Genomic DNA, 13,488 nt, shown 5'->3' on the forward strand with positions numbered 1-13,488 from the left:
AAGGAAGAAAAATGCCTGATAACGTTAATGCAACAAGCGACAGCCGCACCGTCAACAACGTCATGCGCCATGAATACCGCGTGCTCACTGACGACGAAAAGGCACAGATGAAGGCGATCAAGGATCGCGGACTTGAATTCATTGAGATGCTGGATGGCATCGGCTCCAGCCGCGATATATCGCTGGCCAAAACCAAGATCGAAGAAGCTGTCATGTGGGGCGTCAAGCACGTAACCGCCTGACACTCCGTCCCGCTCCGGTGTCCGGTTCCCCGCCGAACCGGCATCCAGAACGGAACGGAGGATGCAATGCACGATTTTGTTTGCAGGGGATCGATCACGATCCCGCCCGGCGTTGAACTGACCGGCAATGGCGCCGGCACGACGCACCGCATACTGATCACCGCCGATGACGGCCGCCCCTGCAGCATGGAGGCCTTTGTCACCGCGCTGTTGCAGCAAGTCGAGGATAACGCCCTGCTGCGCAGCGCAATCCGCGCATGGCTTACGGGCGACTGGCAGGCCGCACTCAGCCCCCTGCCCGACCACGCACTGGCCGCCCTGACGGATCAGCCCATCATGCGCTTTCGCGCCGTCAGCAACGTAACCGGCAACGTAATCGATAAAGCAAGCGGCGACCACGCCGCCCTCGAAGCCTTCACCCGCCGCTGGAGCCACGACGCCAACATCACCGTGGAAGTCCGTCACAGCGGCCAACCATGGATCCCGGCCACATGGAAAGGCGGTGCGGCATGAATAGTACCGAATTCAAACCTTGCCCGTTTTGCGGAGACAAAATGACAGATCGAGGCGGAACGCTTCAGCATCTGGATCAAGGCAAAGGCCATAAACGGTGCCCGATTTCGGTCTACGCTTGGCCGGTAGAGGATGCCGATAGATGGAACGCCCGCGCTCCACAGACCACAGAGTGGCAAGTGAAGGTCAAGCCGCTTGAGTGGGTGAAAGACGGCACATACTGCGTCGCCAAATCGATCATCGGAACATACTCTGTTCGGCCGTGCTTGGCGACCTATTACGCCGACCAATATGCTTTGACGCTGCCAGGATCGGCAAAAGCGATACTCTATCCATCGGGACAGGAAGCCCAAGCCGCCGCCCAAGCCGACTACGAGCGCCGCATTCTTTCCACCATCGAACCGGCAGACACCGGAGCGATACAGGCGGCACGATCGGCGCTAAGCGACCTTCTCGCCTTCACTATGGCTCTTGAAAAGCAGTCCAGTCGTGGAACGGGAGGTCGGCGAGGCGGGCATATATTTGAGAAAGCACGTGCCACAATCGAGCGCCTTGACCGCGCCAGCGCGAAAGGCGGTGACGCATGACCGCCCACCATCCGCTCACCCCGGAAGATTGCACCGCCATGCGCCGGCTGGCGCGCCCCGCCGTCATCATCGGCGCGGCGATCCTTGTCTTTCTCACAATTCACCAGCTCGTCGCGCTTGAAATGGCGCTGGCAGCGGCAACAGGAGTGTAACGCATGGCAACGGATAATTTTGAGCCCAAAGCCCGCAAGGGCGACTGGATGCAAACAGCCTCGGGCCGCGCATTCTGGCCCATGGACCCGCGCCCGGAGGAAGTCGATATCGAGGATATCGCCCATGCGCTGTCCAACATGTGCCGCTATGCCGGCCATTGCCGCCGCTTTTATTCCGTCGCGCAGCACAGCGTGCTTGTGTCCAGGGCGCTGCCATCAGACCTTGCGCTGTGGGGCCTACTGCATGATGCCAGCGAGGCCTATCTGGTCGACGTGCCGCGCCCGGTCAAACCCTTTCTTGATGGCTATAAAGCCGCAGAAGGCCGCGTGATGGAAGCAATCGTCATGCGGTTCAACCTGATGCCCGCCGAGATGCCGGCCGAGGTCAAGCGCGTTGACGATGCCATTCTTCACGACGAAGCCCTGCAACTGATGCAGCGGCCGCCCATGGGCTGGCACCTGCCGGAACCGCCGCTCGGCATCAGGATCGAGCCGTGGTCACCGGATTATGCCCGCACAGTGTTCCACCGGGAATTTCGGATGCTCACCCATGGCTGACACCATCCTTGCCCTCACCGCCGCGCTGTCCGCTTTCGCACGGTCCACCACCGCCATGGTGGCGGGCTTTGCGCTTGGCGCACTCTACATCGCGGCCGCCATCGCCGTCACGGCTCTGGTCTTCCGGCTGTTCAGCCGCAAGGCCGACAAGGCCCGCCGCCTGCCCACAACCGCAAAGGCCGTCCACCCCGACGGAAAGGAAAAGGCCCGATGAGCGACGGCGCGGCATACGAGGCTGACCTCAAGACCAGTTACCGCGCCGTGCGCGACCGGCTGATGAAGCCCGTGCAGGCAGCGCCTGAAGCAAACCGAATTAGAGAGGAAAAGACCATGGGCCACAGCCTTGGAGACCTGAACGAACACCTGTTTTCGCAGCTCGATCGCCTGTCCGATCAGGAAAAGACGCCGGAAAAGCTGGAAGTCGAGGTTAAGCGCGCCGAGGCGGTGGTGTCCGTCGCCTCGCAGATCATCTCCAACGCAGACACCGCCATCAAGGCCGCTCATCTGGTGGTCAATCACGGCGACCGGTTTCTGAAGATGGTGCCGATGCTGGAAGGGAAAAAGCAATGAAGGGGCGCGGGATTTCCTACAGCGAGGCGGAACTAGCATGGATCGAGGCGCACGCGAAGGACCCGCGCGCCGCCATGCACGCGGCCTTTTGCGCGCGCTTCGGCCGCGACGACGTGACGCTGATCAACCTCAATGCGCTTTGCACGCGCAGGGGCTGGATGACCAGCCGGACAGGTTGCTTCACGCCGGGGCAGACACCCCATAACAAGGGAAAGCCCTGGCCGCCCGGCAAGGGCGGACGCCACCCGAACGCCCGCAAAACGCAGTACCGTCCGGGAAATCTGACGGGCGCGGCGAAGGATAACCTGAAGCCGATCGGCACGGAGCGTCTCAGCAAGGATGGATACCCGGAACGCAAGATCCGTGAGGATGGACCGGCACACGAGCGTTGGCGCGCTATCCATTTGATTTTGTGGGAGGAGGCCAACGGCGCCATTCCGGCGGGACACTGCCTGAAATGCCTGGACGGCGACAGGCGCAACAGCGCCCCGGAAAACTGGGCGCTCATTCCCCGCGCCATGCTGCCCTATCTCAATGGCCATCGCGGTCTGGACTACCAGGCCGCCGAACCCGAAGTCCGCCCCGCCATTCTCACCGTCGCCAAGCTAAAACATCAGTTGAAGGAAACGCGAAAGCCGAATGACGCCTTTCCGGAGGGACGGTCATGACACAGGAAGACATCATCGCCCGTCTGGCAAACAGCACTGCCGAATCCCTTATCAAGGATTTGACCCACCATAACCTTTCGGAAGACGACGCGATCCAAGTGCTGGCCGGCCTGTGCTGGGTCGTGATCCGCTCCGGCTGCCTGTTCGATGGCGATATCGATGAGGCCTGTTCCAATCTCGGCATGTTGATCCACGAAGCCGATCAGGACGGCAGCGACGAACCGCCGGAGACCGGCAGGAGGCTGCATTGACCATCGCCCCGTCCGCCGGCCAGTTGAACATCACCTGCGACAGCTGCGGCATGGCCAATCTTGACCGGGCCATTCTCGAACCCGCGCCCGTGCGAAACGACCTGTTTCGCCTCGCCCGCCAGCGCGTTTCCGCCAATGCCAGGGCGCGCGGCTGGATCATCCGCCGCACCGCGGGCAGCTGGCAGCACTATTGCCCCGCATGCGCCCGCCGCCGCGCCGGCGACATCACAAGACAGGACAGATTGCTATGAGCGATGAAGCAAAGCTTCAGCAGGCCGTCTCGCTGCTGCACACAAACCTTGACGGCTACTACTGGATTTTCGGCAAGGGCCGCAGCACCCCGGCCGGGCCGCTTTACGCGCTGATGATCTATAAGCTCGCCGGCGAATTTTGCGTCATGGAAACCGAAAATGACGATCCCCTCGCCTGCGTTCAAAGCGCCATTGATGCCATCGAAATGCCGATCGACAACCACGTCAAATGCCATTGAGGTCACGCCATGAATAATTTTTTCAACACACCGGAAGACGACAACAAGGATACGGTCGTCACCAAATACGTGCCGCGGGAATGGATCGACGAATACACCCCGCTGCCACAGGCAGACCCAAATGCCTTTCTGAAATCGAAGGATGGCAACTGGTTTCTGGTGCCGCACGAAGATGATTTCGAAGACGCCGGATCCTTCTGCATCGCCGTCACCCATGGCGATCTGATCGACTTTGACAGTAACCGCCATTACGGTAGCCGCACGATCAAGGTGGCGGAGGATGGCAGCTACACGCTGTCGGAAGACTTTCCGGCAGACGCCACCCATTTCGTTTACGATGACGCCGATGATTTTTGCAACACCCTGCAAGAGGTCATCGCCGACGGACGGAAAAACGACCCCGAAGCCTTCACCCCGCCTCTCGAGACCACGGTCAGCGCGTGGTTCTGGGGCGACACCACCACCTTCCGCGTGGTCATCGAGGAGGGCGCGGCAAGGCTCGACCGCCTGCCGGAGCCGCCGCTGGTGCTGCCCTATACAAACTGGCGCGGCGAAACCGCCATCCGCCGCATCCGCCCCATGTGCGTGAAGTTCACAAGCACATCATGGCACAGGGAACCGCAATGGATCCTCGAAGCCTATGACTATGACCGGCAGGAAATGCGCGGCTTTGCGCTGAAGGACTTCGGGCAGCCTACACCGACAATCTTCAATCTCGTATGGGAGCGCCACGGGGTGCACTGCCACCGCGCCAAAGCGCCGGTCTTTGGCTCTATCAATGTTTCACGGACACATGCTGGCGCTTCATGGCAAATCTTTTGGTCGATCCCCGGATTCACAGATCTTCTGATGGAAGAAAGCTTCCCAACCGCCACCGAGGCCATGAAGGCAACTGACAACCACATCGCCGCTGTTCTGTTTCCGGAGGCCCGCAATGGATAACCTCCCAAAACTCGCCCTGTCGATCCGCCAACCATGGGCCCACTGCATCATGCACCTGGGCAAGGATATCGAAAACCGCAACTGGCACACAAACCTGCGCGGCCGCATCTGCCTGCATGCGGCCAAGGGCATGACGCGCGCCGAATACGACGAAGCCATGGAAACGATCCGCCATGTGCATGTCCACCGCCCCTTTACCGAGCCGCCGGTCGTGCCCGGCTACGGCACCATCACGCGCGGCGGCATCATCGGCACGGTCGAGATCGTCGATTGCGTGACGACAAGCGAAAGCCCGTGGTTCTTCGGCCGTTTCGGTTTCGTGCTGCGCAATCCGCAGCCGACGCCATTTGTGCCGGTCAAGGGCGCGCTGGGGCTCTTCGACTGGCGGAAAAGGATGGAAAGATGAGCCTTCAGGTCAACCGGTATCTAGAAGACAAGCATTTCGACCATATCGATCACGCGCTTGGCCGCCCGGTCGACCCCATGGGCGAAACCTACCGGAATTATTTTGCCGCAAATGCCAATGGCGATATCGCCCGCGAAATGGCCGCGTCACCCCATTGGCAAAAATTCTACCGCGATAAGGACACCGACATTTTTCACGTCACGCAAGCCGGCCGCGCGGCGCTGCGCGATCATCTGAAGTTTATCGGCGATCGTCACCGGCTGTTCTCCATCACATGGCTGGACATGAGCACTACTGTGGTTTCAACAAGTGCCGGAAAGGCGCGCTATTCAGCATATCTTGATGCCTCCGATGTCGACCCAGATATGACATTCAAAAAGTTTCAGGCGCAGGCCCGCGTGCGACTGGCAGGATCAAGTGCGCCATGAACAACGCCCGCCCTTCCGCGCAAGACCGCCTCGAATCCTACCGCGCGATGCTGGCCGGCGCGGCGCGGAGCACAGGCGTCTTCGCGGATGCGGACGGCATGCACCTTGAGATCGACGGGATGGACCAAGGCGAGCCGGAGTGCATCTGCACCCTGCCCCATGCCTGCCCGACGGCAAACCGCGAACTGATCCTGCATCATATCGAAATCCCGGCCGATCTGATTGCCATGCTGGAAGCAACCGGCAAGGCCTTGCGGGCCGAGCGGGCCGAAGTGCAGCGCCTGCGCCAGGCAATCGAGAACAAGGGCGGCAGACCCGCAAAGGACTATGCCGCAGAATGCGCCATGAAATGCGACGAACCCGCCTTCCAGCGCTTCATGGCCGAACGCCACGACCTGAAACTGCCGACCGACAAGGACAAGACCGCCACCCGCGTCAAATTCGTTCTGGCGCTGAACAGCCGCAAGGACCTGAACGAAAACGCCCCGGCCGCCGCCCGCTGGCGCGCCATGGTGCAAGACTTCGAACAATGGAGACGCGGACGATGACCCGCCCTGCCCTGATCCCCGCAGGCGTATGGCCTGCCGTGCTGCGCGATGAACTGGCCGCCGGCTATGTCGGCGAAAAATCGGTTGACACGTTTCTTTCTCGCGTCGGTACTATATGGCCGCAACCCTATATCGACGAGGGGCGCGGCAAGGGAAGGTTTCGGGCATGGCGGAAAAGCGATCTGGACAGGGTGATAGGCGAACAGCACGCCGCAGAAAACCCGCAAGCATGGTGATGATACCGATGATTTTGCCCCGCTATGTGACCCCCAAGACGCTCGCCTCAGGCCGCACCGCATTCTACTGGAACTGCCCCGCACGCTATCGAAAACAGGGCAGCCCATACCGATCGGCCGCGCTCGGCGTCGATCTTGGACAAAAGGAACTGGATGCGGCTGCGGCGATCTGGAATGAACGGCTGGACGGATGGCTGAAAGAGCAATCGCCGCTGCATCAGGCAGACAATTCACGCTTTGCCACCGTCGAATGGCTGGTCAACGCCTATCAGCGTCATGACAGCTTTCTGGAGCGCGTCGGCAGCTTTTCCCGGGACGATTACCGCCGCGTGTTCCGGCGCGTCTGCGATGCCCGGATAACCCGCTCAGACGGGCTTGAAGTGCGTTTCGGCGATGCAAAGATCAACGTCGTCGGCGTATCGACGGCGGAAAAGGTCTACCACCTGTTTGCCGAAACATCGCCGCGCACGGCGGAGAAACTGGTCATCTATTGCAAGGCCGCGTGGAAGCGCATGCAACCGCACCACCCCGACCTGTTTCGCACAGACACGCCAAACCCATGGGACGGCGTGACGATCAGACGCCGGCAGAAAGCCGTCAAGAAACATGCAACCCGCGCCGAAACCTATCGCTTTGCGGAAGGCGCACTGGAAAATCAACGGCCGGAACTGGCGGCAGCGGCCGTGCTGGCCTTTGAATTCCTGATGCGCCCGTCATCGATCAGCGCGGGCTTTGCCGCATGGAGCGGCTATCGCGGCGAAAGCGCGCCTGACCGCATCATCGTCAATCACAGGAAGACCGGCCAGCGCGCGGAACATCCGCTGGAATATATCGATGATGAGGGCAACCTTGTCCCGCTCTATCCGGATGCGGAAAAGGTTCTGGCCAGAACACCGCGCCGGGGCGCTTCAATCGTCTGCCAGCGATCCGGAAGGCTCTTTGGAGACAGCACCAGGCTATCGCAGGATGTCCGCGCCATGGCCGACAGGCTCGCCATGACGGACTTCACGCTGGACGCCGCCAGGCACGGCGGCATGACCGAACTGGAAGAACGCGGACTAACCGAAGGCCAGGGCCGCGTGCTGTCAAAACACAAGACGGCCACCGCCTATCGCGGCTACGCCAAAGAGACGGATATGCGCGTTCTGGAAGCCACGAAAAAGCGCATGGGCCATTCTGAACAAGCCGAAAAACCCAGCAAAATCAACGCCCCCAAAAACGCAAAAAGGCGGAAGATTTCCGCCAAAATTCAGAACAGCCGTTGATTTTATTGGATTGTGCGCTGCTTTGCAGTCCTCTGCGTAACCACTCCGCCACGAGGCCCCTAGCTCGCTGGAAAGCAAGCGTTGGCGGGCAATTAGAATGATTTGCATGTTGGCGCAAGGGGAATTTCCGAAAAACCCCCTTCTAAACTCTGAAAAAGGCCTGTCTGTGATCGCAGACAGGCCTTTTTCGTTCACGTGACTTGAAAATACCGTCACGCCGCCGGTCATCGAAAATGCGGCAAGCGGCGTTAACGGCAACCGGCTTCGGCGTCCTTAAATCTTGCCGCCATAGACCGGGAACATGCTGGCATCGCCGTAATCCTTGATGCGATCGATATTCTTCAGCGCATCCATGTCGGCTGCGGAGATTTCGAAATCGACGGCCGCATTGGAGCGCATGTGATCGGGGTTCGCCGTCTTCGGCAGCGGCAGGAGGCCAAGCTGCAGGCAATAGCGAATGCTCAGCTGCGGAATGCTGACATCGTATTTCGCGGCAATCGCGGCGATCTCTTCATTGTCGAGGATCTTGCCATGGGCGACCGGCGAATAGGCTTCGACCAGCATATCCTTGCTCTGGATGTAGTCGATCAGATCGAAGGGCGTGTTGCTGATATGCGCGAGGATCTGGTTCAGCATCGGCTTGACCGAAGCATTTTCAAGCAGATTGTCGAGGTCGGCCTTTTCGAAGTTGGAAACGCCGATTGCCCTGAGCTTGCCGGCTTCATAAGCCTCTTCCAGCGCGCGCCATGCCGCCAGATTGCCTTCGAAATAGCGTTCTTCGCCGGCAAAATCACCCCAGGGCTGCGGGCTGTGGATGATCATCAGGTCGATGTAATCCAGGCCCAGATCCTTCAGCGATTCATCGATGGCGACCTTGGCATCCTCGTAATTCTTGTGGGAGGCGTCCAGCTTGGTGGTGACGAACAGTTCGTCGCGCGCCACGCCGCTGTTGCGAATGCCTTCGCCCGTGCCGCGCTCGTTGGCATAGGCCTGCGCGGTATCGATATGACGATAGCCGAGATCGACAGCAGCCTTGACGGCGTCCGCCGCCTTGTCGTTGTCGATCATCCAGGTGCCGAGGCCCAGCTTGGGGATCTTCACGCCGTTGGACAGTGTATAGGTTTCGTCGAGAATCATTTTGAATATCCCTTGGTGTCTGGCTCGAGGAGCCGCTTGTTATCTGAAAGTGCCTGTTATCTGGGACCGCAAAGTGCCCGCGATAAGGCCGGTCAATTAAAAATGACTTATGAGCGGCGCTCATCAATTCACCGATCAGGAACCGTCGAAGCATGATGGCATCGCATCGGAATAGACGCGCTGATCGGGAGAACAGGTCCGCGGGCGATGCGATACGGCCTCGTGTCAAAACCCGATAAGGACAAGTCCATTTTCGGTATTTCCAGTTAACCGCGCCGACAAAAAACAGCCCAATTCATATTGGCTCGGCACGAATCACCTGAAAAATCAGGTACACTTGTTATCCGGCGGGGAACTGCAAGGATCGACCAATAGGTAAAACGCCTCGGAGGGAGTGAAAAAAGCAATGGGTTCAGACAAACTGCACCGGGAACGAAAAAACCGCTCCCGAACGACACTCGGCCGATGCGTAATGCTTGGCGTCGCATGCCTTTTTACCTTTCTTGCCACCTTCCAGCCCGCCCTGATCACGCCGGCGCTTGCCCAGCAGCCGGGCGTTGATGATGAAGAGGTGCCGACGTCCGAACTGGTTCACGAAATCATTGACGATGCCCAAAACAATGACGGGCTGAAATCGCGCTACCAGCGGCTGGTATCCAACCCGATTTCACCGCCGGACACCCGCAGCCCGCGCGCGACACTGGAAAGCTTTCTGGTGATCATGCAGTCTGCCACCAAACTGTGGCTCGGCGTACGCGACGAATTCTTCGCCAATGACAATTTCTTTATGACCCCGGAGGAGAAAAAGGAACTTGTTCTGGTTCAGTCGCTGCTCGAAAAGGCCGCTCAGACCCTTGACCTTTCCGACGTTCCGGCCGCCTCGCGCCAGCGGTTCAGCATCGAAACGGTGCTTCAGCTTCAGGAGATTTTCGACCGTATCTATCTGCCACCGCTGGATGATATTCCGGGCCTGCCGGCCGGTTCCAGTGCCTCCGCGCAGGAACGCAATATAACCCTGCCCGATCGCTGGATCATTCCCGGGACGAGCCTGACCATCGAGCGCCAGCAGGACGGGCCCTATTCCGGCCAGTATCTGTTTACCGCCGCGACAGTGAACAAGATCCCGGATGACTACGACGAACTTCAGTCGTTGCCGATCATCGCCGACAAGGGCGAGGATCTTTACGAGTACTATATTTACACGCCCGGGAATCTCGTTGCGCCGCAATGGTATGATTACGTTCTGAACGGTCCGGACTGGCTGCAGAACACCTTCGGCGGACAGGCCGTCTGGCAATGGCTGGCGCTCACAGTTTCGGTCATTATCCTGATCACGGTGATTGCCCTTTACGGCCGCTGGAACAGCCGCCGCGCGGTTCCGCTCGATCCGGCCGCGCGCCAGACACGCCGGTTGCTGCCGCCCATCCTGATCATTCTGATGGCAAACCTGTTTCACTATCTGTGCGAGGAACAGATCAACATCACCGGCGACCTTCTGCTGATCCTGACCACGATGGTGAGCGCGATCATCTGGATGACCGCGGCATGGCTCACCTATCAGGTGCTTCAGACCATCTATATGTGGACGATCCGCAATCCGACGGTCAACAATGCAAGCCTTGATGCAAGCCTGGTGCGCACCGGCTTCAGGGTTGTCTCGTTCCTGGTCGCGGTCATTGTTCTCGGATACGGCGCAACCCGGATCGGCATCCCGATCTACGGCGTCGTCGCCGGTCTCGGTGTCGGCGGTCTGGCAATCGCCCTTGCCGCCCAGCCGACGCTTGAAAACTTCATCAGCGGACTGATCCTCTATGCCGACCGGATCGTGCGCGTCGGCGACTTCTTTCAGTTTTCCGACACCGCCGGCACGGTCGAGGAAATCGGCATCCGCTCGACCCGCATCCGCGCGCTCGACCGGACACTGATCATCGTCTCCAATGCCGATCTGGTGAAATACAAGATCACCAATTACAGCCAGCGCGACGTGTTCCTGTTCCGCCACAAGGTGGCCCTCAGATACGAAACGGACACCGACACGCTGCAAAATGTTCGCGACGCGATTCGGGAGATTCTGGAAGCGCATGAGAGCGTTCTGGAAACGCCGCTACGCGTGCGGCTGGTGGAATACGCCGATTCCTCCATTCTGCTCGATGTCTATGCCAATGTTTCGGCCACCGACATCAATGTCTTCCTCGAAATACAGGAAGAGCTGCTGATGTCGATACGCGACGCGGTGCACGAGAATGGCTCGAGCTTCGCCTTCCCCTCCTCCACCATCTATCTGGCACGCGATGATTTGCCGGAACTCAAGACAGTGGAATACGTTGATGACGGAAACGCACAGGAAAAATCGGGCGACACCCCGGAGGCAAAGGCCGATCCCGACGATCTGGCCTGAATTGTGATCGACCTCCCGGGCGCCCGTCAGGAAACCCGGGAGTTTTGCCGTGTGGCACTGGCTCAATGCAAATGCCGGCGCGCTGAGCGCGATCGCAAGTCTTCTGACGATCGCAATCTGGGCCGTCTATCTGCAGCTGATCTTCCGTGGCTTTCGTGAAGGCCGGCGCGCCAAGATACTGATCAATCGCGGCGCCGGCCCCTCGCTCGACGGCCACTGCCTTGTTGCCAATATGAGCGCGAAACCGATCTATATCGACGCCGTTCTGCTCGACTTCACCCTGCGTGACGACGAGAGACACGAGGATTTTCGCTACTCGCTGTCCAACCTCAATTTCGGTGAAGACAACGCCCCTGATTCCCGCAAACGCTGGTTTCAGGGACCACTGGATTCAGGCGAACACCTCGATCTCGGTTCCTTCAAAACCCTGATCGGCAAGATGTCGCCCAGAGGCTTCGATGATTTCGAAAACATCGAGGATATCAAACTGACGGTGGTTGCCACCTACACTTCCGAGGACCAGCCGGTGGCGGCCGAGCGCGGCTTCGACATCATTCACAAGGATGGCGACCTGCTTTTGTCGCCGCGCAGCTATTCCGCCACCCAGATCCGCTCCAGCAGCGCCCGCAAACGCATCGAAAACGAGATGCGCGAAATGCATCACCTGGAACGCGGCAACGACTCCAACACCAGTGAAGGTGTCCAGCGCCGAAGCTGAGGCAGGACACCCTTCCGGGCACCGGGAAATATCGCTTGCGCCGGTCCCCGGGCAAGCCCGAACAGGCCCTTTCAAAAAAAGCAGCGAAGACAATGATATTTTTTTACGAAAAGGGCTTGGCAAATCGCCTCACCGTTTGTATTAACCCGCTCACACCGCAGCGCCCAAGCGGCGCGGTATTCCCTGGTAGCTCAGCGGTAGAGCACTCGACTGTTAATCGATAGGTCGTCGGTTCGAATCCGACCCGGGGAGCCAATTCTTTCTTTTTCAGCTCGTTATCATCTGAAATAGAAGTGCCGTTCAGGGCGCTATTCGTTCAGTGAAATCCGCCACAAAGTGGAAGCGCTTCGCATTCGTCGAAAGACAGTGGACGGATCGGGGCTGTGCCATCAGCATTTTTGCGGAGTTTTCATGAATATCAGCGTGACTGCCGAGCCGAGAGCGGAAGATGCCACGGTGATCGACAAGAACCTCGATGCTTTCAACGAGACGGCATTCGGCCCGGCCGAACGCATGCCGTTGAGCGTGCTTGTTCATGACGAGAACGGCACGCTGGTGGCAGGTATCAACGGCATGACATCCTGGGGCTGGCTTTATGTGCAACGACTGTGGGTGAGCGAAAGCGATCGCGGAAAGGGCGTTGCCGGCAAGATGCTTGCTGCAGCCGAAGAGGAAGCGCGAAAGCGTGGCTGCAGAGGTGCCTATATCGACGCGGTCAATCCCGTCGCGTTGAAGAGCTACAAGCGGCAGGGCTACACGGAATTTGGCGTGATCAAACAGTTCGCCGCCGGTCTCGACAGGACATTTCTGCAAAAAACACTGTGACAGATGCGGATTATGTGTCCGTTTTCCGTCGCTCACCAGCTCCGCTTCATCATTGCCTTTGCCGAATGCTACCCGCTGCAAGCCGACATGTGCAATAAAGCGCTTCGATAACGAAGCGTCATACCGGCCTTGAGCCGGTATCCAGGGCCGCTTGTTCTGCACTTTCAGAATTCCGGCTCAAGGCCGGAATGACGGCGGGGAAGGAGGCAAAACCGTGATTGCTTGTGGGGTTGTCAATAATCTGAAGCTTCGATGTCGAAGCGTGAGAAGGTTTCCGATCCGCCTTTTCAATCAGGCTTTGAAACCTCGACGGCGTGCTCGGCGGACGCATTCTGTGCGTTGGCTTCACGTTCTTTCTTCTGCATCTTTTCGCCATCGCGGTGCGACTTGATCGCGAAGAACATGGCCGTGCCCAGCACACCAATCTTGAACACGCCGAGGACGACAGGAACCCAATTCATCGTTTTCGCTCTTTGCTGGCTATTGTTTTACGGTGTCGGAGGCGTGCTGCCTCAGGCGCGGCAGTGAATGTCAGGAAAACCCAGTTCGGGCTG

Annotated in this window: 22 protein-coding genes and 1 tRNA gene; 21 read left to right on the forward strand and 2 right to left on the reverse strand. The window is 59.1% G+C overall.

What is annotated here, in order from left to right; translation table 11 throughout:
- The first annotated feature begins 11 nt into the window (after positions 1 to 11).
- The 17 genes from ABID12_RS18870 (at position 12) to ABID12_RS18950 (ending at position 7,856) form a co-directional block, all read left to right on the forward strand.
- Positions 12 to 242, forward strand: coding sequence for an Acb2/Tad1 domain-containing protein (locus ABID12_RS18870; RefSeq protein ID WP_354435646.1), 231 nt, complete (start codon positions 12 to 14; stop codon positions 240 to 242).
- Positions 243 to 308: 66 nt separating this feature from the next.
- Entirely contained in the window at positions 309 to 755 is a 447-nt protein-coding gene (locus ABID12_RS18875) for a hypothetical protein (protein WP_354435647.1), read from the forward strand.
- Positions 752 to 1,342, forward strand: coding sequence for a hypothetical protein (locus tag ABID12_RS18880; RefSeq protein WP_354435648.1), 591 nt, complete (start codon positions 752 to 754; stop codon positions 1,340 to 1,342). Before ABID12_RS18875 ends, ABID12_RS18880 begins: the two co-directional genes overlap by 4 nt.
- Positions 1,339 to 1,494, forward strand: coding sequence for a hypothetical protein (locus ABID12_RS18885; RefSeq protein WP_354435649.1), 156 nt, complete (start codon positions 1,339 to 1,341; stop codon positions 1,492 to 1,494). The genes ABID12_RS18880 and ABID12_RS18885 overlap by 4 nt, the downstream gene beginning before the upstream one ends.
- A 3-nt stretch (positions 1,495 to 1,497) precedes the next feature.
- Complete coding sequence (locus ABID12_RS18890; RefSeq protein WP_354435650.1) at positions 1,498 to 2,052, forward strand: phosphohydrolase; 555 nt, start codon at positions 1,498 to 1,500, stop codon at positions 2,050 to 2,052.
- Positions 2,045 to 2,266, forward strand: coding sequence for a hypothetical protein (locus ABID12_RS18895; protein ID WP_354435651.1), 222 nt, complete (start codon positions 2,045 to 2,047; stop codon positions 2,264 to 2,266). The genes ABID12_RS18890 and ABID12_RS18895 overlap by 8 nt, the downstream gene beginning before the upstream one ends.
- Entirely contained in the window at positions 2,263 to 2,622 is a 360-nt protein-coding gene (locus ABID12_RS18900) for a hypothetical protein (RefSeq protein ID WP_354435652.1), read from the forward strand. The genes ABID12_RS18895 and ABID12_RS18900 overlap by 4 nt, the downstream gene beginning before the upstream one ends.
- The gene (locus ABID12_RS18905; RefSeq protein WP_354435653.1) at positions 2,619 to 3,290 is read left to right on the forward strand and encodes an HNH endonuclease; all 672 of its coding nucleotides are present in this window, start codon (positions 2,619 to 2,621) and stop codon (positions 3,288 to 3,290) included. The genes ABID12_RS18900 and ABID12_RS18905 overlap by 4 nt, the downstream gene beginning before the upstream one ends.
- Positions 3,287 to 3,541: a hypothetical protein gene (locus ABID12_RS18910; protein WP_354435654.1), complete on the forward strand. Its 255-nt coding sequence runs from the start codon at positions 3,287 to 3,289 to the stop codon at positions 3,539 to 3,541. Before ABID12_RS18905 ends, ABID12_RS18910 begins: the two co-directional genes overlap by 4 nt.
- Positions 3,538 to 3,792, forward strand: a complete 255-nt coding sequence (locus ABID12_RS18915) for a hypothetical protein (RefSeq protein ID WP_354435655.1) — start codon at positions 3,538 to 3,540, stop codon at positions 3,790 to 3,792. The genes ABID12_RS18910 and ABID12_RS18915 overlap by 4 nt, the downstream gene beginning before the upstream one ends.
- Positions 3,789 to 4,031, forward strand: coding sequence for a hypothetical protein (locus tag ABID12_RS18920; RefSeq protein WP_354435656.1), 243 nt, complete (start codon positions 3,789 to 3,791; stop codon positions 4,029 to 4,031). The genes ABID12_RS18915 and ABID12_RS18920 overlap by 4 nt, the downstream gene beginning before the upstream one ends.
- A gap of 9 nt (positions 4,032 to 4,040) precedes the next feature.
- On the forward strand, positions 4,041 to 4,973 hold the full coding sequence (locus ABID12_RS18925; protein WP_354435657.1) for a hypothetical protein: 933 nt from the start codon (positions 4,041 to 4,043) through the stop codon (positions 4,971 to 4,973).
- Positions 4,966 to 5,379: an ASCH domain-containing protein gene (locus ABID12_RS18930; RefSeq protein ID WP_354435658.1), complete on the forward strand. Its 414-nt coding sequence runs from the start codon at positions 4,966 to 4,968 to the stop codon at positions 5,377 to 5,379. Before ABID12_RS18925 ends, ABID12_RS18930 begins: the two co-directional genes overlap by 8 nt.
- Complete coding sequence (locus tag ABID12_RS18935; protein WP_354435659.1) at positions 5,376 to 5,807, forward strand: hypothetical protein; 432 nt, start codon at positions 5,376 to 5,378, stop codon at positions 5,805 to 5,807. Before ABID12_RS18930 ends, ABID12_RS18935 begins: the two co-directional genes overlap by 4 nt.
- Positions 5,804 to 6,355, forward strand: coding sequence for a hypothetical protein (locus ABID12_RS18940; protein WP_354435660.1), 552 nt, complete (start codon positions 5,804 to 5,806; stop codon positions 6,353 to 6,355). Before ABID12_RS18935 ends, ABID12_RS18940 begins: the two co-directional genes overlap by 4 nt.
- The gene (locus ABID12_RS18945; RefSeq protein ID WP_319520162.1) at positions 6,352 to 6,591 is read left to right on the forward strand and encodes a hypothetical protein; all 240 of its coding nucleotides are present in this window, start codon (positions 6,352 to 6,354) and stop codon (positions 6,589 to 6,591) included. The genes ABID12_RS18940 and ABID12_RS18945 overlap by 4 nt, the downstream gene beginning before the upstream one ends.
- An 8-nt stretch (positions 6,592 to 6,599) precedes the next feature.
- Complete coding sequence (locus ABID12_RS18950) at positions 6,600 to 7,856, forward strand: hypothetical protein (protein WP_354435661.1); 1,257 nt, start codon at positions 6,600 to 6,602, stop codon at positions 7,854 to 7,856.
- 273 nt (positions 7,857 to 8,129) lie between these two features.
- Here the strand turns inward: ABID12_RS18950 and ABID12_RS18955 are convergent, their stop codons facing one another.
- Positions 8,130 to 8,993, reverse strand: a complete 864-nt coding sequence (locus ABID12_RS18955) for an aldo/keto reductase (RefSeq protein ID WP_354435662.1) — start codon at positions 8,991 to 8,993, stop codon at positions 8,130 to 8,132.
- Positions 8,994 to 9,465: 472 nt separating this feature from the next.
- On the opposite strand from ABID12_RS18955, the gene ABID12_RS18960 reads away from it, so the two are divergent.
- The 4 genes from ABID12_RS18960 to ABID12_RS18975 all read left to right on the forward strand — a co-directional run bounded on the left by ABID12_RS18960 (position 9,466) and on the right by ABID12_RS18975 (position 12,934).
- On the forward strand, positions 9,466 to 11,391 hold the full coding sequence (locus tag ABID12_RS18960) for a mechanosensitive ion channel family protein (protein ID WP_354435663.1): 1,926 nt from the start codon (positions 9,466 to 9,468) through the stop codon (positions 11,389 to 11,391).
- 49 nt (positions 11,392 to 11,440) lie between these two features.
- Positions 11,441 to 12,109 carry a hypothetical protein gene (locus ABID12_RS18965; RefSeq protein ID WP_354435664.1) on the forward strand — a complete coding sequence of 223 codons (669 nt, stop codon included), beginning with the start codon at positions 11,441 to 11,443 and terminating at the stop codon, positions 12,107 to 12,109.
- Positions 12,110 to 12,289: 180 nt separating this feature from the next.
- Positions 12,290 to 12,364, forward strand: a tRNA-Asn gene (locus ABID12_RS18970).
- 156 nt (positions 12,365 to 12,520) lie between these two features.
- The gene (locus ABID12_RS18975; protein ID WP_354435665.1) at positions 12,521 to 12,934 is read left to right on the forward strand and encodes a GNAT family N-acetyltransferase; all 414 of its coding nucleotides are present in this window, start codon (positions 12,521 to 12,523) and stop codon (positions 12,932 to 12,934) included.
- Between the two features lie 287 nt (positions 12,935 to 13,221).
- Here ABID12_RS18975 and ABID12_RS18980 read toward each other — a convergent pair whose 3' ends face one another.
- The gene (locus ABID12_RS18980) at positions 13,222 to 13,395 is read right to left on the reverse strand and encodes a hypothetical protein (protein WP_181190721.1); all 174 of its coding nucleotides are present in this window, start codon (positions 13,393 to 13,395) and stop codon (positions 13,222 to 13,224) included.
- Positions 13,396 to 13,488: the final 93 nt, after the last annotated feature.

Source organism: Martelella mangrovi (assembly GCF_040545495.1).
GTDB classification, from domain to species: Bacteria; Pseudomonadota; Alphaproteobacteria; order Rhizobiales; family Rhizobiaceae; genus Martelella; species Martelella mangrovi.

Excerpts from the sequence above, each read along its gene's own strand:
- ABID12_RS18920 (WP_354435656.1), top strand. The coding sequence starts at position 3,789 with ATGAGCGATGAAGCAAAGCTTCAGCAGGCCGTCTCGCTGCTGCACACA.
- ABID12_RS18975 (WP_354435665.1), top strand. The coding sequence starts at position 12,521 with ATGAATATCAGCGTGACTGCCGAGCCGAGAGCGGAAGATGCCACGGTG.
- ABID12_RS18925 (WP_354435657.1), top strand. The coding sequence starts at position 4,041 with ATGAATAATTTTTTCAACACACCGGAAGACGACAACAAGGATACGGTC.
- ABID12_RS18935 (WP_354435659.1), top strand. The coding sequence starts at position 5,376 with ATGAGCCTTCAGGTCAACCGGTATCTAGAAGACAAGCATTTCGACCAT.
- ABID12_RS18885 (WP_354435649.1), top strand. The coding sequence starts at position 1,339 with ATGACCGCCCACCATCCGCTCACCCCGGAAGATTGCACCGCCATGCGC.
- ABID12_RS18950 (WP_354435661.1), top strand. The coding sequence starts at position 6,600 with ATGATTTTGCCCCGCTATGTGACCCCCAAGACGCTCGCCTCAGGCCGC.
- ABID12_RS18875 (WP_354435647.1), top strand. The coding sequence starts at position 309 with ATGCACGATTTTGTTTGCAGGGGATCGATCACGATCCCGCCCGGCGTT.
- ABID12_RS18880 (WP_354435648.1), top strand. The coding sequence starts at position 752 with ATGAATAGTACCGAATTCAAACCTTGCCCGTTTTGCGGAGACAAAATG.
- ABID12_RS18870 (WP_354435646.1), top strand. The coding sequence starts at position 12 with ATGCCTGATAACGTTAATGCAACAAGCGACAGCCGCACCGTCAACAAC.
- ABID12_RS18960 (WP_354435663.1), top strand. The coding sequence starts at position 9,466 with ATGCTTGGCGTCGCATGCCTTTTTACCTTTCTTGCCACCTTCCAGCCC.
- ABID12_RS18910 (WP_354435654.1), top strand. The coding sequence starts at position 3,287 with ATGACACAGGAAGACATCATCGCCCGTCTGGCAAACAGCACTGCCGAA.
- ABID12_RS18895 (WP_354435651.1), top strand. The coding sequence starts at position 2,045 with ATGGCTGACACCATCCTTGCCCTCACCGCCGCGCTGTCCGCTTTCGCA.
- ABID12_RS18905 (WP_354435653.1), top strand. The coding sequence starts at position 2,619 with ATGAAGGGGCGCGGGATTTCCTACAGCGAGGCGGAACTAGCATGGATC.
- ABID12_RS18940 (WP_354435660.1), top strand. The coding sequence starts at position 5,804 with ATGAACAACGCCCGCCCTTCCGCGCAAGACCGCCTCGAATCCTACCGC.
- ABID12_RS18980 (WP_181190721.1), bottom strand. The coding sequence starts at position 13,395 with ATGAATTGGGTTCCTGTCGTCCTCGGCGTGTTCAAGATTGGTGTGCTG.
- ABID12_RS18945 (WP_319520162.1), top strand. The coding sequence starts at position 6,352 with ATGACCCGCCCTGCCCTGATCCCCGCAGGCGTATGGCCTGCCGTGCTG.
- ABID12_RS18930 (WP_354435658.1), top strand. The coding sequence starts at position 4,966 with ATGGATAACCTCCCAAAACTCGCCCTGTCGATCCGCCAACCATGGGCC.
- ABID12_RS18900 (WP_354435652.1), top strand. The coding sequence starts at position 2,263 with ATGAGCGACGGCGCGGCATACGAGGCTGACCTCAAGACCAGTTACCGC.
- ABID12_RS18890 (WP_354435650.1), top strand. The coding sequence starts at position 1,498 with ATGGCAACGGATAATTTTGAGCCCAAAGCCCGCAAGGGCGACTGGATG.
- ABID12_RS18955 (WP_354435662.1), bottom strand. The coding sequence starts at position 8,993 with ATGATTCTCGACGAAACCTATACACTGTCCAACGGCGTGAAGATCCCC.